The sequence below is a fragment of the Helicobacter trogontum genome (genome assembly GCF_000765905.2).
Lineage (GTDB): Bacteria > Campylobacterota > Campylobacteria > Campylobacterales > Helicobacteraceae > Helicobacter_A > Helicobacter_A trogontum.
This window is the reverse complement of the sequence record NZ_JRPL02000008.1, coordinates 1-23,269: the sequence shown is the minus strand read 5'-3', so window position 1 is coordinate 23,269 and position 23,269 is coordinate 1. Positions and strand designations below refer to the sequence as shown.

The following is a 23,269-nucleotide window of genomic DNA, read 5'->3' as shown; positions in this document are numbered from 1 at the left end:
TAAAATTTGGACTATTTTTTAATACTTTGAGATACATAATGCAATAGATATAATCTCCATATAAATAATGTGCTTAAGGTAAACATTAACGCCTTAAATACCCATACACTTTGCTCATGCATACTCAAAAATTTATTACTCGAAAGATTTTGTGTATCTAGTATAAAAGGCGTATAATAATACACAAACAAAGCAATGAGAATAATATTTAATACACCCAATATGATCCAAAAATTTGAATATACAATTTTGAGTTTTAATATTCTAGCAAAAAAACTAAAACTCTCATATAGTGCGATAATAATTGCTAAAAATACCAAATATACATTTAAACGCACAAATATTTTTCCCATAACAAGCCCACTATCCATTTTTGAGAATGAAGGGATAAATCGATCAATATTAAAGATAATTGGTGCACTAAAGGCTCCGCATGCAATAATGCCGCCAACACCAACACCAAGCAACAACAAGTAGAAAGAATCAAATATTCGCATATACCTTGCCATAAAAATCCTCCAAAAATAATAATAAGAACTAATTATATCATATTTATTTATAGCTTATATTGTATTTAGAAATATAGAATCTCTAAGCACACACTATCTTTTTAAATAATTAACATATCGCTATGAAAGACTTAGAAGTCTATAGCCATCTTTTTCGCTTTTTATAACATATATTATATCTCGATAAAAATATGTTAAAATCAATCCCATAATGATTTTTTGAAATTTTGGATATAGATATGAGTGAAAATGTGTATAAACAAGAACAAATAACAATTGAGCGGAATACCAAAGAAACACAAATCAATCTAACACTTAGCCTTTATGCAAGCGGTATAAGTGATATACAGACTGGTATTGGTTTTTTTAATCATATGCTTGAGGCGTTTTCAAAGCATTCGCTTATTGATATAAATCTGATGTGCAAGGGTGACTTAGAAATTGATATGCACCATAGTGTGGAGGATTGTGGTATTGTGCTTGGACAGGCGTTACGTAAAGCCATATTTCCTGTGCAGAATATAGAGCGTTTTGGAAATTGCTCTGTTGTCATGGATGAGGCGTGTGTGTCTTGTGATATTGACATTAGTAATCGTGCATACTTGCTTTTTGACATGCAAGCTGCACAAAATGGATTCTATGGCAAGGTTGGGGAATTTGATGTGGAATTGGTAGAAGAATTTTTTCGTGCTCTTGTTATGCAGTTTGGTATAAGTGCACACATTGTCTTGCAACGTGGTAAAAATTTACATCACATTATAGAATCTACCTTTAAAGCATTTGCAGTGAGTTTGAGACGAGCGATAACAAAAAACTCTTCCTTACAGATTCCAAGCACAAAGGGGTGTCTATGAGCGATATGATAAAAATGATAGTTTTAGATGTAGATGGCACACTAACAAATGGGCAAATTGGGTTATTACACATAAATGGTGTTATCACTGAAACAAAAAGTTTTAACGTAAAAGATGGCATGGGCATTAGCGAGTGGATTAAGAGCGGTGGGCTTGTGAGTATTATTAGTGGTAGACAATGTATTTTAACCCAACACAGAGCAAAAGAGCTTGGCATACACGAAGTGCATTTGGGTATAGATGATAAACTTGCATGTTTAAAAAGGATTTGTAAAAAGTATAAGATTTCATCTGATAATGTAGCATGTATAGGCGATGATATAAATGACTTAAATATGTATGCATTTTGTCGCTATAGTTTTGCTCCAGCAGATGCAAGCAGTATTAATAAGATGCGTGCATCTTTTGTTACACATGCAAAGGGTGGTGAGGGTGCCGTACGAGAAATGATTGATACATTGGCAAACATCAAAGACTAGCTTATGTTAGCTATATGATTTTATGTTATTTTGCAAAAAAGCCTTATTGTTTTTGAGAGTTATGCAAATACTTTGAAATTTATTTTCTTGCGTAAAATAAAGCTTATTGTATGGGTTCTTGTTTAGATGTTATTGTTGTTATACACCATTGAGGGCTATTTTTACAGAGGTTTTACTCATAGATGGTTGTAGATTAATATTTTAAAAATTTGCAATACAACATGTTTGAATGCTTTTATGCTTAAATAAGCTTTTTTGCATATCATGATAATGTTTTAAGTTAAATGTCACATATATACTATTGCTTTTACTTTGTCTTGTTGTAAATATATATGAAGTTGTAATGGGTAAAAGTGTTTGTTTTATGTTGCTTGTTGCCATATGAGAAGCTTTCATTTCTTTTGCTATGGATTCCGTAAGATAAGCCTCTAGTTAATAGATTAATATTTAGAGAATTTACTGCAGCCCAAAAATACATATCTAAAGGCAAACCAATGTTTTGTGACAAAATACTATAATTTAGAATTGATTCTATGACTTCATTTAATCAGTAAATAACCTATTTATCTAGTCACTCATTCAGTTTTGTTTTTTACTCTTTAATATTAGTTTTTAATGTCCCGATGCCTTGAATCTCACAGACTACTTCATCACCTGCTTTTAAAAATTTTGGTGGCACAAACCCCATTCCAACGCCACTAGGGGTCCCCATAGATATAATGCTGCCTGCTTTTAATGTAAAATATGAAGATAATTCGGCAATAACATATGGTACATCAAAAATTAATTTAGAAGTATTGCTATTTTGTCTCAACTCACCATTAACATAGCTTTTGATATCAAGATTTGTAATATCTAAATCATCACGTAAAACAATACATGGACCCATAGGGAATGCACCTTCTAAGCTTTTGCCTGCATACCATTGTTTATGTTTTTGCTGCAAATCCCTTGCTGAAATATCATTAGCTATTGTATATCCAAATATGAAATCATGTGCATTTTCTCGCGTTGCATGGCGACAATCTTTGCCAATAATAACCACAAGCTCAACCTCGTAGTCTAACTGCTCTGTATTGTTTGTTATAAAAAAATCACCATTTGGTGCATTACACTCATTAACGCGTTTGCTAAAATATACAGCTTCCTCGCGTTTGCCATCAAAGGCTTCATTTTTAAAACGCATAGATTCTATTGCATGTTCCATGTAGTTAATACCAAGACAAATAATATCTTGCAGCGGTGTTTTGATAGGTGAGAGTAACGTTACATCACAAAGTGGTATAAGCGGATTTGGTTTATTAAGATATTGTTTAAAACTATCATAATGCACTATAAAATCATTCATATTATTACTTATATCAAGCGGCATAACCATTGTATCATTTTCACGCAAGATTCCCAAGAATTCGATACCATTATCTAAAAATCTTACAAGTTTGCCATGTAGTTCCATTGTCTATCCTTTTATTAGCTTATGTTGTGTGTTGTTGCAATGATAGCATATAAGTAAGCATATGATTGTATAGTCAAGATTTTTAGAATCTCTTTAGTATGTGGGTTTGAAAATATATCATTTATTTTTGTTGCTAAAATGCAATATGTAATTCATGAAAGAGTGCACAATGCCTTCTTGATAAAATATATCATCAAGAAATAATCATATACTAAAAACATGCACTAAGATTTTATGGAAATATCGCATGTAGTTTAAAAACAAGAATTCAAAATTATATATAAAAGTGGCCGGGAGAGAGGGATTCGAACCCCCGGAGGTGTGACCCTCAACGGTTTTCAAGACCGCCGCTTTCGACCACTCAGCCATCTCCCGAATATTTTGATGTTATGATAAAAACTCTAATGGAGGCGACACTCGGATTCGAACCGAGGAATCAAAGCTTTGCAGGCTCATGCCTTACCACTTGGCTATGTCGCCAACACACCTAAATAATAAAGTGGTGCCCAAGACCGGACTTGAACCGGTACGGACTAGGTCCGAGGGATTTTAAGTCCCTTGTGTCTACCATTTCCACCACCTGGGCAAAACAATTGCAACAAGCACAAAAGCCATTGCAAAACGCATATATATAGTGTGTATGCCGTCTTTTACAATAGTAATATATTTTCCATAAAAACTAAGTAATCCCTAGCTTCCTATTTATGCATCAAAAAGATACAGCAAGGCATAATCACTAATCATCTAATGAAATAACTACCAAATAATCGACAACTAATCATATTTTATTATTTTTCTCAATTTAAAAATCAAACGTTAAAAATGGAGCGGGAAACGGGGATCGAACCCGCGGCCCCAACCTTGGCAAGGTTGTGCTCTACCACTGAGCTATTCCCGCATATTAAAATGAGAGCTGAAATTATAGCATAAAAAATAACATTTTTTGCAATAAATATCAAAAAAAATGGTGCGGAAGAGAGGAATCGAACCTCCATGCCTTGCGGCGCTAGATCCTAAGTCTAGTGCGTCTGCCAATTTCGCCACTTCCGCGTTAAAGATGAAATGAGATTATACCTCAATAAACTTAAAATAAAATAAAATTGTTAGCAATTCTACTTTATTTTATTAAATATGATGATTAATTTATGCTTTCCTTGCTTTTTATATTATGGATTCTCATGTGACCATTATATTATGGATTTTGATTTTACATTGGTTATTATCAATCCATATATTGTTTTTAATGTATAAAACAAAAATCTACACTAATCAATTTATATTTGTTATTTGTTGTAAAACACAGTTCTCCTTTAAATATATCCAAATTAAGATTCTTGAATCTTAAAATAAGATGTTACTATGAAATATGAAACCACAATTTGCTTATGCTATAATTCAGTAATCATAGAAAATACAATAAAGATACGACATGGTTAATAAAATATATTGTGCAACGCAAGATGGGTTAGATTCTAAAATCATTGAAGTTGAAGCGACTTTTACACGGGGATTACCAACTTTTAATATTACAGGACTTGCTTCAAGTTCTATTAAGGAATCTCAACATCGTGTAACAAGCTCTCTTGCTAATCTTGGCATAGACTTTCCACCATTAAAGCTTAATGTAAATCTTTCACCCTCAGATTTGCCAAAAAATGGCAGTCATTTTGATTTGCCTATTGCACTTTTGATAGCTGCTAGTAAAGAAAGTGTTGTGTTAGATACGTGGTTTGCCTTTGGCGAGTTGGGGCTTGATGGTGTGATAAAAAATGTACCTTTGATCTACCCTATGCTGCTAGATATTGCTCTGCATAAACCAAATGCAAAAGTTATTTTACCAAATGAAGCAAAAGCACTTTATAGCAAGATACCAAATCTTTTTATGTATTTTGCTGATAATATACTAGAGGCACTCGAGATTCTAAAGGGAAATATACCACAGACAAGTGTAAATAGTGATTTTGATTTTCAATCGCTTAAAATTAATGGTATGACATTTTATTATGATACTTCTTTTGATATGGACTTTTCTGATGTAAAAAATCAAGAGAGGGCTATTCGAGCTGCCTTGATTGCTGCATGTGGATTTCACAATATCTTATTTGAGGGGAGTCCTGGATGTGGTAAAAGCATGATTGCAAAGCGTATGCAATATATTCTTCCACCTTTAAGCCTAAGGGAGATGATAGAGAGTGTAAAGCTACAAGCCTATAATGAGCAGGTGTTGTGCTATAAACCCATAAGGAGTTTTAGATCACCTCATCAGAGTGCCTCAAAAGCTAGTATTTTAGGCAGTGCATCTCAATTTAAAGTAAGCCCAGGAGAGATTGCTCTAGCACATAATGGCATTATATTTTTTGATGAATTACCCTATTTTAAACGAGATATTTTAGAATCTTTGCGAGAACCACTTGAGAATAATCAACTCGCTATATCACGAGTGCATTCAAAGGTTGTATATGATACCTCCTTTTTATTTGTCGGTGCTATGAATCCTTGTCCATGTGGAAATTTATTCTCACCTACAAAAGAATGTCGATGTAAAGATTCTGAAATTAGAAGTTATAGAAATAATCTAAGCGAACCATTTTTAGACAGAATAGATCTTTATGTGCAGATGCAAGAGCATATAGACACACAAACGCAATCTAGTCTTACAGAATCTAAGGATATGCAGCAGGTTGTATTTAATGTGTTTAAACGTCAAATTGAGCGAGGACAAATTGATGCAAAAGGAAATACTATTTTCAATGGTAAGCTATTGCCTATACAAGTAGAACAATACTGCCCACTTAGCATAGAGTGCAAAAATCTTTTAGAACAAGCTAAAATGCGTTTTAATTTAAGTTATAGAGGTGAACAAAAGATAAGAAAAGTTGCTAGAACACTTGCTGATATGCAAGATTCTAGCGATATAAAGAAGGAACATATTTTAGAGGCTTTAAGTTATCGCAAAGTGTGATAAAGACTTTTAGATCTAAGAAATATATCACACCATCTTAAAGCATTGTGATATTTGCCTATTACAATTAGCTTTATGTTACACTATCTGTTTGCGCAAATATTTACAATATTGGACTCAAGGGTGAATGATGGAAGAATTGAAGATAAAGGATTTTAGTGGATCTGTTGCAATATTGCAACTTGGTGATATGCAAAATAAGGAGCGAATCACAACATATATAAAAAGCATACCACAACATAGTATTGTGCTTATTGGGGAATATATCGTCGATCGTTTTTTCTCACAAGATTGGGGATTATCTCCAGAATCTTGTCTTAAAGATAAAAATAAACTTGACATATTTATACAATTTGCAAAAGAGTATGGTCATAGTTTTGTTGTGCCTTTCATACAGCATAAAAATAAAGGTTATTACAAACAGATGGCAATAATTATGCAGGATAATATCATCACCTACACACAACAACGACTTATACAATACCCACATTGGAATGAAGCAAACTTTTTCTCTAATGACACAAAAAAATTACCAAAGTTGCCCATGACATTTATGGCAAATGGCATAAAGTTTGGTGTTTTATTCGGCTTTGAAGCACATTTTGATGAATTTTGGACAGAGTTTAAAAGAGATTCTGTTGATGTTGTGTTAGTGGCTACAGCAAGCACCTTTGCTTCACAAAAGCGTTGGCAAAATTTACTTACAACTCATGCCTTTACAAATTCTTGTTATGTTTTTAGAGCAAATCGCATAGGTACACATCATGCAAATGATGGGCAGACATGGGATTTCTATGGAAGTAGTTTTGTGAGTTTGGGGCAGGATATTATAGATTCTCTAACGGATGAAGAGGGTATGCTTTGTGTAGAGCTTGATAAAGTGGCTTTAGAAACACTCAAAAAAGAGTGGGGGTTTAGAGGTTAGATCATTTTAGTTTGTTAAGATATTAAAGTTCTAATAATGTTATCTAGTGAGACTATATGACTATTAGAGAATGTTAAAATTTTATAATATTCAAGTATCTTGTATGAAAGTTATAGTTAAAAATAGATTCATAAAAGATTAAGGGAGTTGTGCGAGGTGCTTCAAACTTTTATAAACATGTTTTAAGTAAGAATAATCATAAACCTTACACAATAATAAGATTACACTTTATAATAATAACGCAGAAGAAATGAATATATAAGGGTAGTTTGACTACAATACTTGCATGTCTTTTGTAGCGTAACTATAATTTAAGAGATCTTTTTACTTTATCTCTTTTTTCACTAACTTTACACATCTATAAATATAATGTTATGGTTTCAGTTTTTGTGATTCATTAAAATTGTTTAAGCATGAGTAAATAATGTTGTAAAAACTAAAAAAGTAATTGGCATGTTAAGCTTTAATAATACACATATCTACATTAACAACACATACAACATCTAAACCTAAGCAATTGTAAGTCCAGGTGATTGCAAGTAATTGATAGAAAAGCAACATAGTAAGAATTTTTACATACCTCTATGTAAAAATATCTAAAAGATGCCAAAGAGCAGAAGCCCCAAAGGATGCTTTATTAAAGGTCTTTTGTGCAAAATTTATATTATGTTAATTCTATTTAGATTGTTTACATATGCTTTAAAAATTGTTATATTTAGATTCCAACAATATTTCATATAAAGTAAATAACAAGACATAAAACAAACTTTTATGAGATTATAAATTAATAAAACTATGCTAGAATGGATTATACATAGCAAATTGGGTAACAAACGTAAAAGGATAATCATGCAGACTATTCAATTACAATCAACACATATAATGACAAAAAAGCTTTTACAAAAAAAAGGTGCTAAGGCATTACTAAGTGGTAGTTTTCAAAGTGCGTTTTATCTTTTTGAGAGAGCATTTTGGCTTGATACACATGATTTAGATTCTAGGATTGGACTCTATCTTGCTGATATGGGTATTGATTTTGGACAAGAAGCGGTTGGAATCTATGAATTTTATCAAAGCATACTGGCATCTGAAAAGCGTTCAAATAAACAAAGAGTTCAACGCATGATACTCTCTCTTATCGAAGCATTTGACAATAAAACACATAATCTTTCAAAGGCTGTGCAACGTAGTAAGACTGAAGCAATGGATAGCTATGATGCTATGAGTTATGCTGATATTAAAGCTTTGCTAAAAACAAAGGATTTTAAGGAAATTTATAGCAGGTTGCCTTTAAACACAAAGCTTGTTTTTGGGGAAAAGGGGGATTTTTATGAGTTCTTATCTTTGCTAGTGCAAAATGACTATATCGAGGCATTGCTTCATTACATCGACTCATTGCCGCGGTATGATATGGAGCTTATACCTTTGATTGAAGCGGCAAATAATAAACTGCTTGAGAAGAATAAAGCTAAAAAACGACAGAAAGTATCAAAATGAGTTTGCATATCACAGATGATACGAGAAAATTAAAACAAGATTCCATATTTCTTAGGACTCAACAAAATGAAGAGTTTATGGAGTCTTTACCGCCAAATATTCGTATTATAGAACGAGATGAGCTAACAGATTATTTCAACACGGATATTAAGATAATTGGAATTACAGGTACAAATGGTAAAACGACAACTGCAGCAGCTATATATTCCGTGTTACTTGATATGGGTTATAAGGTAGCTTTGCTTGGCACTCGTGGCATGTTTATTAATGATGTAAGAAAGAAGCCAAAAGGGTTAACAACACCTAGTCTTTTAGAACTTTATGAGGATATAGATGTGGCAGCAACCCTTGGTTGCGATTTCTTTGTTATGGAGGTAAGCTCACACGCGATTAAGCAAGAGCGAATTTATGGCTTGAATTTTTGTCTTAAGATTCTCACAAATATTACAAGTGATCATTTAGATTATCATAAAACATGGGAGGATTATGCTAAAACCAAATTGCAATTTTTGCAAAGTGGTGAATGTCCAAAGATTATCAATCTTGATGATAAAAGCGGAGCAAGTATGCGTTTTTATCCGCATGTCCTAACGTATGGTGTGGAATCTAAGGGGAATTTATCTGTAAATGCCTATGGTTTGCAAGATGGTATTTTTGCACAGATTAATTTGCGATTGCATAAACAAAAAGATTCTAAGCAATATGACGACATAAGCAAGAGAGAGTGTGTTTTAGAATCAGAACTTTTTGGACTTTTTAACCTCTATAACCTTATGGCAGCAACATTAGCTATACATGCTATCACAAATAAAGACCTGCAAACAATTTGCACTTATATAAAAAATTTCGGTGGTGTGTCAGGACGAATGGAGATTGTTAGCAAACAACCTCTAGTCATAGTTGATTTTGCACATACTACTGATGGTATGCAACAAGTTTTTGAAGCTTTTAAGACGCGGAATATTAGTGTTGTGTTTGGTGCTGGAGGCGATAGAGATGTAAGTAAGCGTCAGAAAATGGGAGCATGTGCTAGACTTTATGCAAAAAATATTTATATCACGAACGATAATCCTAGAAGTGAAAATCCATTAAGTATTGCGCAAGAAATTGCAAAAGGTGTATTTAATGGAGTAGATATACAAGAAGATATTAGAGAAAATACACAATATAAACTTCAGCTAAAAGGTACAGCTTTGAATGTGCAGATTGTTCTTGATAGGGCAGAGGCGATAAGACTTGCCTTGCAGGAGTTACCAAAAGATTGGATTCTCCTTATTTTGGGTAAAGGTGATGAAAATGTGCAGATTTTTAAGGATAATGAGGTGCATTTTAGTGATAAAGAATGTGTGCAAACTATTCTAAACAACAATTATTGATAAGAGTATAAAAACTTTTTAGAATCATCATCTTGCACACTAATGGTTTCTAGCCAATATGTGTTAATGGTTATTTTTAGTAGCTGTGATGTCATGTATGCTAGGATGTATCCCAATATTCTATAATATGTGGCATTAGCCCATAATCTTAATTATGTCGATAAACTGAAGTTGTATTGTTATTTATTTTATTAGATATAAACTGCTACAATAATGTGAGCGATTTGCAAAGATAAAAGATTATAATAAAACAAGTAGAGAGGTCATGAAAGATAAAGTGGATTCCAATAATTGTGTACAAGATAATATAATAAGAAAAGAAAATTTTGACTTTGTGTTTAACGCAGGAAAATGTGGCGAATGTGGAGGTAAGTGTTGTTATGGTGAAAGTGGCTATATTTTTGTTAGTATTGCAGAGATGGAGCAAATTAGTGCTTTCTTGGAGATTCCCTTTGAGGATTTTTGCTTACGCTATGTTAAGAAAGTAGGCACAAGATTTTCTTTTATTGAGAAAAAATGTGAGGATGAAGAAAAAGGTGTAAGTTGTATATTTTTTGATGAAAAAAGTTTAAAATGCTCTGTCTATGAAGTTCGACCAAAACAATGCCAAACTTTTCCTTTTTGGGATATGTATAAAAATAATAAAGATGAACTAGTAGGGCGTTGCATTGGCGTTGTTTTGTAGTATAACGTGAAATTGGGGTAATACGATGAGGAGAAATATTGTTATCTTAACTTGCCGTGTAGGTTTAGTGTGTGCGATGTTAATGCATATTAGTTGTGCAAATACTGCGAAGAATTTGGATCAAAATATACAGCATACGCAGACATATGATGTAGAAAATACGGCTGATTTTCTTATGTTGCAAGCTGCTGATTTTATGAATCAAGAGCGTTTTTTAGAAGCAGCTGATATATATAATAAGCTTTACAAGCAGACAAAAAATATTTATTTCTTGAAACAAGTTGCATTGGCTAAAAGTCAAGCAGGAAATATTGAATCTGCTGTGGAGATAGCAAAACAATATCAAACATTAAGTAAAAATTTAGATGATGTAGATACAAATCTTATTATCGCAGAAGATCATATACGAAAAAAACAATATGCTCTAGCAACTATTTTGCTCGAAAAAATCGTAACTATAAGCCCAAGCCTTCATACACATTATGTTTTAAGCAACTTGTACTTGCAAGAAAACATGCCCAAAAAAGCTTTGAAACACCTTGTAAGTATATATGATGATCCTATGAGTGCTGGGACTAAGTTAAAATTGGAGTCACTTAATCAGATTGTGACAATCTATCTCAAACTTCAGGAAATAGATGAAGCATTGCATTATCTTAATATGTATATTTCAAATAATGAATATAGTGTGAATTTGCAAACATTTTTCCCTATTTATGCAAAAGTAAATAAGATTGATGTATTGAAAGAGAATCTTGAAAAAAGATTCTTTGAAGATAAAAGTGTGGAAAATGCACGTATGCTTGTATCAATTCTCGTGCAATTGCAGCATTATGAAGAAGCAATAAAATTATTGAAAGAAGATGCGATCTTACTAGGCAATGATGGGCAAGAAATGCTTATGCAAGTTTATGTAGAACATGGGGATTTTAAACAAGCTTCTAAAATGGCGAGTGATTTATATGCACAAACAAAACGCACTGATTTATTGGGTCTAAGTGCGGTGTATAAATATGAAGCAATAGCAAGTAAGGATAAACAAACATTAAAGCCAGTCATTAATACACTTAAAACTATGCTCACACAACGTAATAAAGAATTAAAAGAAACTCAACAAAAACTAACTAAAAATGATGCGTTTTTTTATAATTTTTTGGGGTACCTAATGATTGTTCATGATTTTAATATCGATGAGGGTATGCAATATGTTAGTAAAGCCCTTGCTATTGAACCAACATCTGCTGAATATTTAGATAGTTTAGCATGGGGTTTTTATAAGAAAGGGAACTGTAAGCAGGCTAAAGAGACATTTAACCTTATTGCACCAGATATGATACAGGGTATTCCAGAACTTATGGAGCATAGCAGAGCGATTAATGAGTGTAATTAAAATAGGGTAAAAGTTTATGCAAGTTATTCAAGATAACATTGATTGATTTGAAAGACTGATCTTTTAAAAAATGCAATGATATAGAATCTATATTTTTGTATTTCAAAATATCATTTTTTTCGATATAATACAGAATTTTACTAAAAGATTGGATTTTGTCCTGCTGTGTCATGATGGTTAATTTATAGGCAAGGAGTTTTTGTGAAGTTATTTACAAAGCATTTTCCCTATGTGCAACGTGGTTGCAAAAGTTATGCAAATATGGTTGTTTGGGGTGTGGGTGCAAATGTTGGTCATTGCATAAAAACTTTTGAGCAACTTTTTTCTTGTTTGCACAGGCATCCAAAGATTCAGATTCACAGCACAGCTTATATCTATAAGAATCCACCTTTTGGGTATAAAATGCAACCAGATTTTTATAATACAAGTATTGTGTTTAGTACGTCCTTGTGCGTTCGCTCTCTCTTTTCGCTTATGTTTTATTTTGAGCGTAAATTCGGTAGAGAAAGAGTGCGTTTAATGAAAAATGGAGAGCGTAGTTTGGATATTGATTTGATTTTTTATGCTAGAAAGAAAGCAAATTTAGCCCACATGTATTTACCCCATAGAGATTACGCAAATAGACAAAGCGTTTTACAACCACTTACATTTCAACTAGGTTTATTTAAATGAAGCTTTATACTTATTCAGGAGAGACACCACCAGAGGCTCTAAAAAAAGCACAAAGTATGCACGGAGATGAGGCATTAATCATTGATAGCAAGGAAATAAGAAAAAAGACTCTAACAGAGCCAGGCTTGTATGAAGTTGTGGTTGCGGTGCAAGATGATGTTGTCCAGCCGCCACAACCAGAGGTAGTTGCACCTAGATCCAATAGCATTCAACAACGACTTGATGAGATAGCACAAAAAGAGCTTGATCGAAAAAGGGCACAAAAGAGGCTTGATGTTTTCGATGATGATATTAGTCGACAACTCAGTCGTGCGGTTAAAGAGATTTCTGAATTGTCTAATGATATAGATTCTGATGATATTCGTCTCGATTTTAGCCCAAATGTTACAAATAGAACACGATCGCAAACACTCAATCAAGATGACTTGCAGGCTGCAAATACACCTATTTTACAACAAACTTCAAGCACATTAGAAACGCTTAATAAACGTGTTGGAACAAAGTTGCAAGAGCGACAGAATATGCAAGGAGCCAATGTAGAGGAATTACGTGGTATAAAAAAAGAGCTTGATAAATTAAATGATAAATTAAAACTGATTCAAAATATGGTATGGGATGATAAGAGTCCAAAAAGTGAAGGCATAAATATACCACACGAGTTTGCTGAAATTTATCGCATTGCAAAAAGCAGTGGTATTATTAAAAATCATCTTGATGCAATTATGAGCCTCAGTCTTGAACTCATGCCTCTTAAGATGCGTGAGAATTCCTTGACTATTAAACGCTATTTTAGGGAAGTATTGCGTAAGATGGTATATTGTCGTCCAGAAAGCAAGGATATGACAAAAAAAATTATGATGCTTGTGGGACCAACAGGCGTTGGTAAGACGACTGCACTTGCAAAACTTGCAGCGAGATTTTCACTTGAAAAGAAAGCAAAGGTTGGCATTATAACCCTTGATAGTTATAGAATTGGTGCATTGCAACAGCTTGAGTGGTATGCGGAACGGATGCGTATTAGTATTCAGATGGTGGTTGCTCCAGAAGAATTTTTACAGGCATTAGATTCGCTTCGATATTGTGATTATATCTTGGTTGATACTGCGGGTCGTAGTCAAAATGATAGCGAGAAGATTGCTCAGATAAAGAAATATTTGCAGGGTGATTATAAAATAAACACATCTCTTGTCATGAGTGCAACAACAAAGTTTGAAGATTTACGTGATATTTACGAAGCGTTTAGTATTTTAAACCTTGATACATTAATCTTTAGCAAATTAGATGAAAGTCGTGGTTTAGGTAATATTTTTTCGCTTGCGTATGAGACAAAAAAACCAATTAGTTATTTCTCCATTGGTCAGGAAGTCCCAACAGACCTTGTTGTAGCGACTAATGAGTCTTTGGCTGATTGGCTCTTAGATGGATTTATAAAGCCTATACGATAACTTGATATATAGGATAAAGTTTTGGTAGGGTGTAGGGTATTGTTTCAGCCTCTTTTCTGCAATTTTTTATTGTAAAAGCCAATACGTGTAGTTTTTACACATATATGTGTAAAAAACTTTTTAAAACAATTTGCTAAAAGTATTTTAAAGTGATTATATCTTATAATGCTAGGCGGAAGTATGCAGGATAATGTGAGCATACTACTGGCAAATCAAAGCTCATTTTAAGGGAGGCTTAATGCAAGAAGAGAAGGTGATAGAAGGTTATCTTGGCATAACTACGGAACGCAAAAAAAGTAAGGTGCCTGCACGATTGGATTGGTGGCAAAGTGCTACTGGACTTTTCTTAGGCTTATTTATGATAGCGCATATGTTTTTTGTTTCTAGTATTCTTATTAGCGAAGAATTTATGTTTACTATTACGAAGTTCTTTGAAGGTAGTCCGTTTCTCATTAAAGCTGGAGAACCAAAGATAGTAAGTGGTGTGGCAGCATTTGTATTTATTGTATTTGTTGCACATGCTTTTTTAGCAATGCGAAAGTTTCCTATTAATTACAGACAATATCTTGCTTTGAAAGCACATAAACATGTGATGAAACACAGCGATACAAGTTTGTGGTTCATACAGGCTGCGACAGGTTTTATTATGTTCTTTTTAGCAAGTGTGCACCTTTATATTATGTTTGCAGAGCCAGATACAATTGGACCAAGTGGCTCTTCATTTAGATTTTTTGAGCAACATTTTTGGTTGCTTTATATTGTTTTATTATTTGCGGTTGAATTGCATGGATCTATTGGACTTTATCGCCTTTGCATTAAATGGGGATGGTTTGAAGGACTTGGGATTAGTGGTTTAAGAACTGCAAAGTGGATTATGAGTGCATTTTTTATTATTTTGGGTCTTGCGACGTTTTATGCATATTTTAGCAAAGGAATGAATCAGAACTTCAAAAGCATTAATGATGCAAAAGAGTATGACCATAAGAGATTTGGCACTCATGTTGAAGCAACAAATGCAAATGCGATGATGGATAAAGCTCTTGTAATTGCAGAAGAAAATCTAAGTAAGTAACGGAAAAGGAAGATATATGAAAGTTGTATATTGCGATGCATTGGTTATTGGGGGCGGATTGGCAGGACTTAGAGCTTCTATTGCTGCAAAAGAAGCCGGATTGAATACGATTGTATTAAGTCTCGTCCCAGTAAAAAGAAGTCACTCTGCAGCCGCTCAAGGCGGTATGCAAGCGAGTCTTGGAAATTCTGTTAAAAGTGATGGAGATAACGAAGATTTACACTTTGCTGATACTGTAAAAGGGAGCGATTGGGGCTGCGATCAGGATGTAGCAAGAATGTTTGTTACCACTGCGCCAAAAGCAATTAGAGAGTTAGCAGGATTTGGTGTGCCTTGGACGAGAATCCAAAAAGGAGATCGTCCTGCAGTTATCAATGGGGAAAAAGTAACAATTACAGAAGATGACTTCCGTCATGGCTATATTCATTCGCGTGACTTTGGTGGCACGAAGAAATGGAGAACTTGTTATACTGCTGATGCAACTGGGCATACTATGCTCTATGCAGTGGCAAACGAGGCTTATAAACGTGGTGTAGATATTCAGGATAGAAAAGAGGCAATCTCTCTTATCCATCAGGATGGCAAGTGTTATGGTGCCGTTGTGCGTGATTTGGTAACAGGTGAGCTTATTGCCTATGTGTCTAAAGGTACATTACTTGCAACAGGTGGTTATGGAAGGGTATATCGGAACACAACGAATGCGGTAATCTGTGAAGGTATTGGTGCAGCTATTGCAATGGAAACTGGCGTTGCGAAACTTGGCAATATGGAAGCTGTGCAATTTCACCCGACACCACTTGTACCTAGTGGGATCTTGCTTACAGAAGGTTGTAGAGGTGATGGTGGAATATTGCGTGATGTTGATGGTTATCGTTTTATGCCAGATTATGAACCGGAGAAAAAAGAGCTTGCAAGTCGTGATGTTGTGTCTCGTAGAATGCTTGAGCACATCCGCAATGGTAAAGGCGTAAAATCACCTTATGGCGATCACTTGTGGCTTGATATTGCTATTTTAGGTCGAGCACATGTTGAGAGAAATTTACGTGATGTTCAGGATATTTGTAAAACATTTGCTGGTTTAGATCCAGCTGAAAAATGGGCGCCTGTTCGACCAATGCAACACTATTCTATGGGTGGGATTCGCACAAATTATCAAGGTGAGACTTATCTTAAGGGATTATTTGCAGCAGGTGAAGTAGCGTGTTGGGATTTGCACGGATTCAATAGACTTGGTGGGAACTCTGTGAGCGAAGCTGTTGTATCTGGTATGATTATTGGTGGATATTTCACTGATTATTGTGCGAAAGCACAGATTGAAGTGCAAACTTCGGTGCTTGAAAAGTTTATTAAAGAACAAGAGGATTATATTGCATCCTTGATTAATAATTCTGGCAATGAAGATGTATATGAGCTTAAAAATGCAATGAAAGATATCATGGATCATGATGTTGGTATTTTCCGTGATGGCAAAAGTTTACAAGAAGCTGTAGATAAGCTCGAAGAGTTATTTAAACGCAGCAGGAATATTCATGTGAAAAATAAAAAGTTACACAATAATCCTGAACTCGAGGATGCTTATCGTACACCAAAAATGCTTAAGGTTGCACTGTGCGTAGCAAAAGGTGCACTTGATAGAACAGAATCTCGTGGAGCACATTCAAGAGAGGATTATCCAAAAAGAGATGATGCAAATTGGCTTAAGCGTACACTTACAAGTTGGGAAGATCCAACTCAAACGTTGCCTACAGTGACTTATGAAGATCTGGATATTATGAAAATGGAGATTGCTCCTGGGTTCCGTGGGTATGGTGCTAAGGGTATGATCATTGAGCACCCAAATAGTGCTATAAGGCAAGCTGAGATTGATAGAATCACTCAAGAGATTCAAGCTAAAGGTGGCGATAGATATGCGTTGCAAGAAGCCCTTATGCCATTTAACTTGCAACCACAATATAAAGCAAGAAACCAAAGATTAGGAGACAGATAATGAGTGCTGAAAATAAAGGAAGAATTATAACTATAAGAGCATTAAAGTTTGACCCACAAAGTGCTACTTCAAAGCCACATTTTAGGGAATATAAACTTGAAGAGACACATTCTATGACTGTCTTTATTGCACTTGGTATGATAAGAGAGCAGCAAGATCCAGATTTGAGCTTTGACTTTGTGTGTCGTGCTGGAATCTGTGGTAGTTGTGGCATGATGATCAATGGACGACCTGGTTTGGCTTGTAGAACTTTGACGCAAGATTTTCCTGATGGCGTTATTACGCTTATGCCTTTACCTGCATTTAAGCTGATTAAAGATTTGAGTGTAAATACAGGTGATTGGTTTGCAGGGATGACAAAACGTGTCGAGAGTTGGATTCACACTCAGCATAAACCCGACATTTCAAAACTTGAGATGCCAATAGAACCCGAAGTAGCTGATGAGGTTTTCGAGCTTGATAGATGTATTGAATGTGGTTGCTGTATCGCGAGCTGTGCTACAAAGGTTATGCGTGATGATTTCGTAGGTGCTGCGGGAATGAATCGAATCGTGAGATTTATGATCGATCCACACGATGAGCGTACCGATGAAGATTATTATGAGCTTGTAGGGAATGATGATGGGGTGTTTGGATGTATGAGTCTTATTGCTTGTCATGATGTTTGCCCCAAAGAATTGCCACTTCAAAGTAAGATTGCGTATTTGCGTCGCAAGATGGTAGCTTTACGATAGAAAGAAGATTCTATAGGATTTTTGGAGATGTGCTAGGGTTTGGTGTTTTTACCTACTTGACAATTTATGTCTGTGTGGGTTAGGCCAAGATCCTATCAATGCAGAATCCTCATGTGAAAGCTTACGGCTTGTATGCTACACATCATTATGATCCATATCCACGAGTATTTAATTTGCGAATGTGTTTAAAGATTTGTTGATGTTTCTGACAACCATCATAAAGCTATATAGGAAATGATATGCAAAAGTCATTTAATAAAATATGTTTTGAAGCTTTGTTCTCAAAGCCATTCTTTATGTATTTATATTATGTGATAAGTTTAAAAAAAGTAAAATAATTCTTTGTATCTTTTTATTGTGTAAAAAAGAAGAATCTTGTAATAATCCTTTATAGAAAAATTCCTGTTATTGTTTTACCATATTATTAAATGTTGTTTATGTAAGAAGTAAATAAGAATTCTTTACGATATTATTTTGTATTTATGTCAAGCATTTAATATTAAATGTTAAACGTATTGCATTTGCTTGTTTTTGCTGCTATGATGCGTATTATAAGGATTCAATGTAGCCCCCCCCCTTTTTTTTTAGTTATTGTGGATTGTGTTTGCTAGTAGCCTAAGTACATTTAGGATTTTACAAATATAAAATACTGAAGAACTGATAAAAGACATTATCTTTGTTTTTGGACATAATAAACTAGTAAAAAGGGTAAAAAAGTATCAGTGTTTTTTTTGGTATGCTTGTGCTCTATAGAAGAGAGATGAGTATTATAATGAAGAATGTCTAATGTGTTGTTATGGAATTTGCTGAAGATTTATAACAGCTTTGTTATAATCTCTAAATGCATGTATGAAATGTCCAAGATTTTGTCTGTTTTGTTTAATTTGAGGTATTCGATTTTAAATCTTGATTCCTTATGTATATTTATTGTTTATATGTTTCCAATTTTTATTTTATAATGTTGCATATTATTCTCAATTTTAGAGATTATTGATGGTGAATGAGATAAGCGTAATTCTGTATTTACTTTGTTTTGGAATAATTTTTCTGTATGTCGTTTTTAGGATTAATTATTAGGAAGGTTTAGATTGGTATGAAAGGTGTAGTTTTAGCAGGGGGGAGTGGGACAAGATTGTATCCATCCACTCTTATGGTATCCAAGCAACTATTGCCTATTTATGATAAGCCTATGATTTATTATCCATTGTCTGTGTTGATGCTTGCTCAAATTAGAGAAGTTTTGATTATTTCAACCCCTAAGGATATGCCAAGATTTAAAGAGATTTTTGGTGATGGCGGTTGGCTTGGTATGGAGATTAGCTATTGTGTGCAGGATAGCCCTGATGGGTTAGCGCAAGGACTTATTCTAGCAGAGCAGTTTGTTGGCGGAGATAGTGTGGCATTGATTTTAGGGGATAATATTTTTTATGGGCAAGGTTTTTCACCTATGCTTTTAGAGGCAAAGAGGGAAGCACAACATGGCTTTGCTACGATATTTTCCTATCGTGTCAAAGATCCAGAGCGATTTGGCGTAGTGGAGGTAGATCAAGATGGTAGAGCCTTGAGTATTGAGGAAAAGCCATTGAATCCTAAGAGTAATTTCGCAGTAACTGGGTTGTATTTTTATGATAATGATGCAATTTCTTTTGCTAAGTCTTTGAAACCTAGTGCGAGGGGAGAGCTAGAGATCACTGATGTGAATATCGCATATTTAAGACAGGGCAGATTGAAGTCCCAGTTGTTAGGCAGGGGGTTTGCGTGGCTTGATACAGGTACGCATGATAGTCTCATAGAGGCTTCCGCTTTTGTGCAGACTATTGAGTTGCGGCAGGGTTATAAAATTGCTTGTTTAGAAGAGATTGCTTACCATAATGGCTGGATTAATCAAGAAAAATTATTAGAGCGTGCTCACGTTTTGCAAAAGAGTGGTTATGGTGAGTATTTGAAGAATTTTTTAGAGCGTTAGTGGAGTGGATGGTGAAGAGCATTTTAATAACAGGTGGAGCTGGTTTTATTGGTAGTAATTTTGTGATGTACTTTTTAAAGAAATATCCAAATTATCATATTGTTAACTTGGATTTGCTCACTTACGCTGGAAGTTTAGATAATCTTAAAGGTGCAGAAACCTTCAACAATTACACCTTTATACAAGGTGATATTTGCGATACAAGGTTGGTAAATGAGATTTTTGTAAAATATAATATTGAAGGTGTGATACACTTTGCTGCTGAATCTCATGTGGATAATTCTATTACAAATCCTGATGTATTTGTAAAAACAAACATAAATGGTACTTTTAATCTCCTGCATACCGCTTATCTATGTTGGTTTGATAAGCCATATGTTGCAAAACATGGCAAGGAGAATTGTATTTTTCATCATATTAGCACTGATGAAGTTTTTGGTTCTCTAGGTGAGAGTGGTTACTTTATTGAATCTACTCCTTATGCACCAAATTCTCCATATTCAGCTTCCAAGGCATCAAGCGATATGCTTGTTCGTTCTTATATTCACACTTATGGACTTAAGGCTTTTATTACAAATTGTTCTAATAATTATGGACCTAAGCAACATGATGAGAAGCTTATTCCCACAATCATTCGCAATGCTTTGCAAGGCAAAACGATACCTATTTATGGTGATGGAAAAAATGTGCGTGATTGGCTTTATGTTGAGGATCATTGTCGTGGGATTGACATGGTGTTTCATTCGCAATGCTATGGTGAGAGTTTTAATATTGGCGGAAATTGTGAGCGTGTTAATATAGATATTGCAAGGTATGTATGTGTTTTGCTAGATGAGTTTATCCCAAAGGTAAATGGAGAATCTTATCAAAGTCAAATTACTTTTGTGCAGGATAGGGCAGGTCATGATAGACGCTATGCAATTGATTCTAGTAAAATAACTAAGGTTTTAGGCTGGAAACCACAAGAGAGTTTTGAGAGTGGGTTGGAAAAGACATTGCAATTTTATCTGAAAAAGTATGAGGTTTGTCTATGAAGGTAATAGGTAAAATCTTTCATAAAATGAGAGTACTTTACTGCCGTTACGTGCTCTCGAATGTTAAGGTATTCAGGAATTTTAAAATACATTCAGCTACTATTTTCCATAGTGTAAATGGTGGTAAGTATGGAATATTGATAGTGCGTGTTTAGGTTATGATTCATTGTCATTGCCTATTAATGGTTATAGTTATAGTGATATGCGAAGAGATTATATTGGTAGGTTTGAAGTTTTTGTCTATTGTGCTAAAAAGTGATGGGGAATTAAGGTTGGTAATCGAATGGAACAAAAAAGAAAACATTTTAGGTATCCTAATGTATAAGTTATTTTTAGATAAAGTAGTGTATAACTGTTTCAATAGATACATATTTCTTCTTGCGTGTAGAATTAAACATTCTTATGGTTGCGATAATTATTGTTTAATAAGATATGGGTATAACCATAATCTAATGGTGGATAGCTATGAACTATAAAGTGATACAACTAGACGTAAAGCTTGATAAGCGTGGAAAACTCATCGCCCTAGAGTCTAATAGAAATCTTCCTTTTGCGATTAAAAGAGTATATTATATTTATGATACATTGCCTGATGAAAAGAGGGGATTTCATGCACATAAGTATTTAGAGCAGATTGTGATAGCGATGGATGGTGCATGTGAGTTTGTCTTGGATGATGGAAAAAATCGGGAGTCAGTGTGGCTTAATCGCCCAGATGTAGGTTTGTATATAGGTAAAAATATGTGGCGAGAAATGCGGAATTTTTCGTATGGTTGTAAGTTAATGATTTTAGCAAGTGATTTTTATGATGAGAGTGAGTATATCCGGGATTATGATGAGTTTTTGCGAATGATAAGGAATTAAAATGCAGCGAGATATAGATAAATACACACAGGATTATTTGGCGAATTCTTATGATTTTGAAAATATTATGGTGTCTTTTCGTCGTAAAAAAGTCTTAAATTTTTTAGGATATTATAAGGCTAAAAATATATTGGAGATTGGTTGTGGTAGTGATTCCATAGCCAACTATTATAAAAAATTTGAATCTTTTTGTATTGTCGAGCCTTCCAAAATATTTGCAGAAAAAGCACAAAAAGACTTAAGCAGGTTTGAAAATATTCGAGTGATAAATGATTTTGTAGAATCTAAGCTTGTGGAGTTAAGAACACAAAGGTTTGACTTCATTATACTTAGTTCTCTTTTGCATGAAGTAGTAAATCCAGAAGCTTTTCTAAAAGACATATTTAGTCTTTGCAATCCTAATACAATACTTCACATTAATGTCCCTAATGCATATTCATTTCACTTGTTATGGGCATATCAAAGCGGGCTTATTTCAGCACTTGGAGATTTGACACATACCGCCAAGAATCTTCAACAACATACAACTTTTTCTCTTACAAGTCTTATAGACTTTGTGAATCAAGCTAATGGGGGGGGGGGGGTAACGATTATGGATAAAGGTTCATACCTCATTAAACCTTTTAATCATCGGAAAATGCAGGAATGTATGCAGAATGGAGTTATTGATGAGAATTTATTGCTAGGATTAGATAAAATGATAGATTATTTACCAGACTTTGGTGCAGAAATATTTGTGAATTGCAAGGTGTGTGTATGAGGATATGTCGATATGAGACGACGCATTATGGCGAATGGAATATTTTCAATAAAAGTTCTAAAAATGGAATCTTTATGTTTGATAGAAATTATATGGATTATCATGCTGATAGATTTATAGATCATTCATTAATGTTTTATGAAGATTCTAAACTTATTGCCCTTTTGCCGCTCAATATTAAAAATTCTATATTATATTCTCATCAGGGATTGACTTTTGGTGGATTTATTGTTGATTATTCTATGCGACAACAAAAGATGATTGAATGTTTTGAAAGATTACAAGAGTATATGCACGATAATGGCTTTAGTCGTTTGATTTATAAAAGTGTACCACATATATATCATAAAGTATCAGCCGAAGAAGATCTATATGCATTGTTTAGAAGCGGAGCTGTGGTATCGCGAGTTGATTGTTCAGCTACAATTTATTTAAAAAACCCTATTAGATTTAGCGAGTTAAGAAAAAGGGGTGTAAAGAAAGCATTAAAAAATGAATTACAAATAGAATCTTCAATCAACTTTCAAGCTTTTGTTACTTTATTAAACGAGGTATTGCAGACAAGACACAACACACAAGCAGTGCATTCAGCTGAGGAATTA

At 34.0% G+C, this 23,269-nt stretch carries 19 protein-coding genes, 5 tRNA genes and 1 pseudogene; 18 read left to right on the top strand and 7 right to left on the bottom strand.

What is annotated here, in order from left to right:
* Positions 1 to 11: 11 nt before the first annotated feature.
* Positions 12 to 509: a DUF4149 domain-containing protein gene (locus tag LS81_RS04740; protein ID WP_034345985.1), complete on the bottom strand. Its 498-nt coding sequence runs from the start codon at positions 507 to 509 to the stop codon at positions 12 to 14.
* A gap of 239 nt (positions 510 to 748) precedes the next feature.
* Between LS81_RS04740 and hisB the strand changes: the two genes are divergently transcribed.
* Positions 749 to 1,363, top strand: a complete 615-nt coding sequence (gene hisB, locus LS81_RS04735; protein WP_104696522.1) for an imidazoleglycerol-phosphate dehydratase HisB — start codon at positions 749 to 751, stop codon at positions 1,361 to 1,363.
* Entirely contained in the window at positions 1,360 to 1,842 is a 483-nt protein-coding gene (locus LS81_RS04730) for a KdsC family phosphatase (protein WP_199769762.1), read from the top strand. The genes hisB and LS81_RS04730 overlap by 4 nt, the downstream gene beginning before the upstream one ends.
* Positions 1,843 to 2,434: 592 nt before the next feature.
* Here the strand turns inward: LS81_RS04730 and LS81_RS04725 are convergent.
* From LS81_RS04725 to LS81_RS04700, 6 genes are all read right to left on the bottom strand, one after another.
* Positions 2,435 to 3,298: a fumarylacetoacetate hydrolase family protein gene (locus LS81_RS04725; RefSeq protein WP_034345982.1), complete on the bottom strand. Its 864-nt coding sequence runs from the start codon at positions 3,296 to 3,298 to the stop codon at positions 2,435 to 2,437.
* 287 nt (positions 3,299 to 3,585) lie between these two features.
* A tRNA-Ser gene (locus tag LS81_RS04720) sits at positions 3,586 to 3,673 on the bottom strand.
* 30 nt (positions 3,674 to 3,703) lie between these two features.
* Positions 3,704 to 3,778: transfer RNA gene (locus tag LS81_RS04715), tRNA-Cys, on the bottom strand.
* Positions 3,779 to 3,798: 20 nt separating this feature from the next.
* A tRNA-Leu gene (locus LS81_RS04710) sits at positions 3,799 to 3,884 on the bottom strand.
* A gap of 237 nt (positions 3,885 to 4,121) precedes the next feature.
* Positions 4,122 to 4,196, bottom strand: a tRNA-Gly gene (locus LS81_RS04705).
* Between the two features lie 67 nt (positions 4,197 to 4,263).
* Positions 4,264 to 4,348 (bottom strand) — tRNA-Leu (locus LS81_RS04700).
* A 379-nt stretch (positions 4,349 to 4,727) separates the two neighbouring features.
* On the opposite strand from LS81_RS04700, the gene LS81_RS04695 reads away from it, so the two are divergent.
* The 16 genes and pseudogenes from LS81_RS04695 to LS81_RS04620 form a co-directional block, all read left to right on the top strand.
* On the top strand, positions 4,728 to 6,260 hold the full coding sequence (locus tag LS81_RS04695; protein ID WP_034345981.1) for a YifB family Mg chelatase-like AAA ATPase: 1,533 nt from the start codon (positions 4,728 to 4,730) through the stop codon (positions 6,258 to 6,260).
* 130 nt (positions 6,261 to 6,390) lie between these two features.
* Positions 6,391 to 7,185, top strand: a complete 795-nt coding sequence (locus tag LS81_RS04690) for a carbon-nitrogen hydrolase family protein (RefSeq protein ID WP_052096521.1) — start codon at positions 6,391 to 6,393, stop codon at positions 7,183 to 7,185.
* 849 nt (positions 7,186 to 8,034) lie between these two features.
* A complete protein-coding gene (locus LS81_RS04685) occupies positions 8,035 to 8,682 on the top strand; it encodes a hypothetical protein (RefSeq protein WP_034345980.1) in 648 nt (215 codons plus the stop codon).
* Positions 8,679 to 10,058, top strand: coding sequence for a UDP-N-acetylmuramoyl-L-alanyl-D-glutamate--2,6-diaminopimelate ligase (locus LS81_RS04680; protein WP_052096520.1), 1,380 nt, complete (start codon positions 8,679 to 8,681; stop codon positions 10,056 to 10,058). Before LS81_RS04685 ends, LS81_RS04680 begins: the two co-directional genes overlap by 4 nt.
* A gap of 265 nt (positions 10,059 to 10,323) precedes the next feature.
* The gene (locus LS81_RS04675; RefSeq protein ID WP_034345978.1) at positions 10,324 to 10,743 is read left to right on the top strand and encodes a YkgJ family cysteine cluster protein; all 420 of its coding nucleotides are present in this window, start codon (positions 10,324 to 10,326) and stop codon (positions 10,741 to 10,743) included.
* Between the two features lie 25 nt (positions 10,744 to 10,768).
* Positions 10,769 to 12,133 carry a tetratricopeptide repeat protein gene (locus LS81_RS04670; RefSeq protein ID WP_034345976.1) on the top strand — a complete coding sequence of 455 codons (1,365 nt, stop codon included), beginning with the start codon at positions 10,769 to 10,771 and terminating at the stop codon, positions 12,131 to 12,133.
* A 201-nt stretch (positions 12,134 to 12,334) separates the two neighbouring features.
* A complete protein-coding gene (gene folK, locus LS81_RS04665; RefSeq protein ID WP_034318377.1) occupies positions 12,335 to 12,805 on the top strand; it encodes a 2-amino-4-hydroxy-6-hydroxymethyldihydropteridine diphosphokinase in 471 nt (156 codons plus the stop codon).
* Positions 12,802 to 14,250 carry a flagellar biosynthesis GTPase FlhF gene (gene flhF, locus LS81_RS04660; protein ID WP_034345974.1) on the top strand — a complete coding sequence of 483 codons (1,449 nt, stop codon included), beginning with the start codon at positions 12,802 to 12,804 and terminating at the stop codon, positions 14,248 to 14,250. Before folK ends, flhF begins: the two co-directional genes overlap by 4 nt.
* A gap of 238 nt (positions 14,251 to 14,488) precedes the next feature.
* A complete protein-coding gene (locus LS81_RS04655; RefSeq protein ID WP_034345972.1) occupies positions 14,489 to 15,322 on the top strand; it encodes a fumarate reductase cytochrome b subunit in 834 nt (277 codons plus the stop codon).
* A gap of 16 nt (positions 15,323 to 15,338) precedes the next feature.
* Positions 15,339 to 17,309 (top strand): fumarate reductase flavoprotein subunit, encoded by a 1,971-nt coding sequence (locus LS81_RS04650; RefSeq protein ID WP_034345970.1) that lies wholly within the window; start codon positions 15,339 to 15,341, stop codon positions 17,307 to 17,309.
* Positions 17,309 to 18,043 (top strand): fumarate reductase iron-sulfur subunit, encoded by a 735-nt coding sequence (locus tag LS81_RS04645; RefSeq protein ID WP_034345967.1) that lies wholly within the window; start codon positions 17,309 to 17,311, stop codon positions 18,041 to 18,043. Before LS81_RS04650 ends, LS81_RS04645 begins: the two co-directional genes overlap by 1 nt.
* Positions 18,044 to 19,136: 1,093 nt before the next feature.
* Positions 19,137 to 20,009: a glucose-1-phosphate thymidylyltransferase RfbA gene (gene rfbA, locus LS81_RS04640; RefSeq protein WP_034345964.1), complete on the top strand. Its 873-nt coding sequence runs from the start codon at positions 19,137 to 19,139 to the stop codon at positions 20,007 to 20,009.
* Between the two features lie 11 nt (positions 20,010 to 20,020).
* The gene (gene rfbB / locus LS81_RS04635) at positions 20,021 to 21,043 is read left to right on the top strand and encodes a dTDP-glucose 4,6-dehydratase (protein WP_199769761.1); all 1,023 of its coding nucleotides are present in this window, start codon (positions 20,021 to 20,023) and stop codon (positions 21,041 to 21,043) included.
* A gap of 465 nt (positions 21,044 to 21,508) precedes the next feature.
* Positions 21,509 to 21,907 (top strand): sugar 3,4-ketoisomerase, encoded by a 399-nt coding sequence (locus LS81_RS04630; protein ID WP_034318358.1) that lies wholly within the window; start codon positions 21,509 to 21,511, stop codon positions 21,905 to 21,907.
* Between the two features lies 1 nt (position 21,908).
* Positions 21,909 to 22,667 (top strand): class I SAM-dependent methyltransferase, encoded by a 759-nt coding sequence (locus LS81_RS04625; RefSeq protein ID WP_034345955.1) that lies wholly within the window; start codon positions 21,909 to 21,911, stop codon positions 22,665 to 22,667.
* Positions 22,664 to 23,269 (top strand): annotated as a pseudogene (locus LS81_RS04620) (GNAT family N-acetyltransferase); the annotation flags it as partial. The gene LS81_RS04625 and the pseudogene LS81_RS04620, both read left to right, overlap by 4 nt.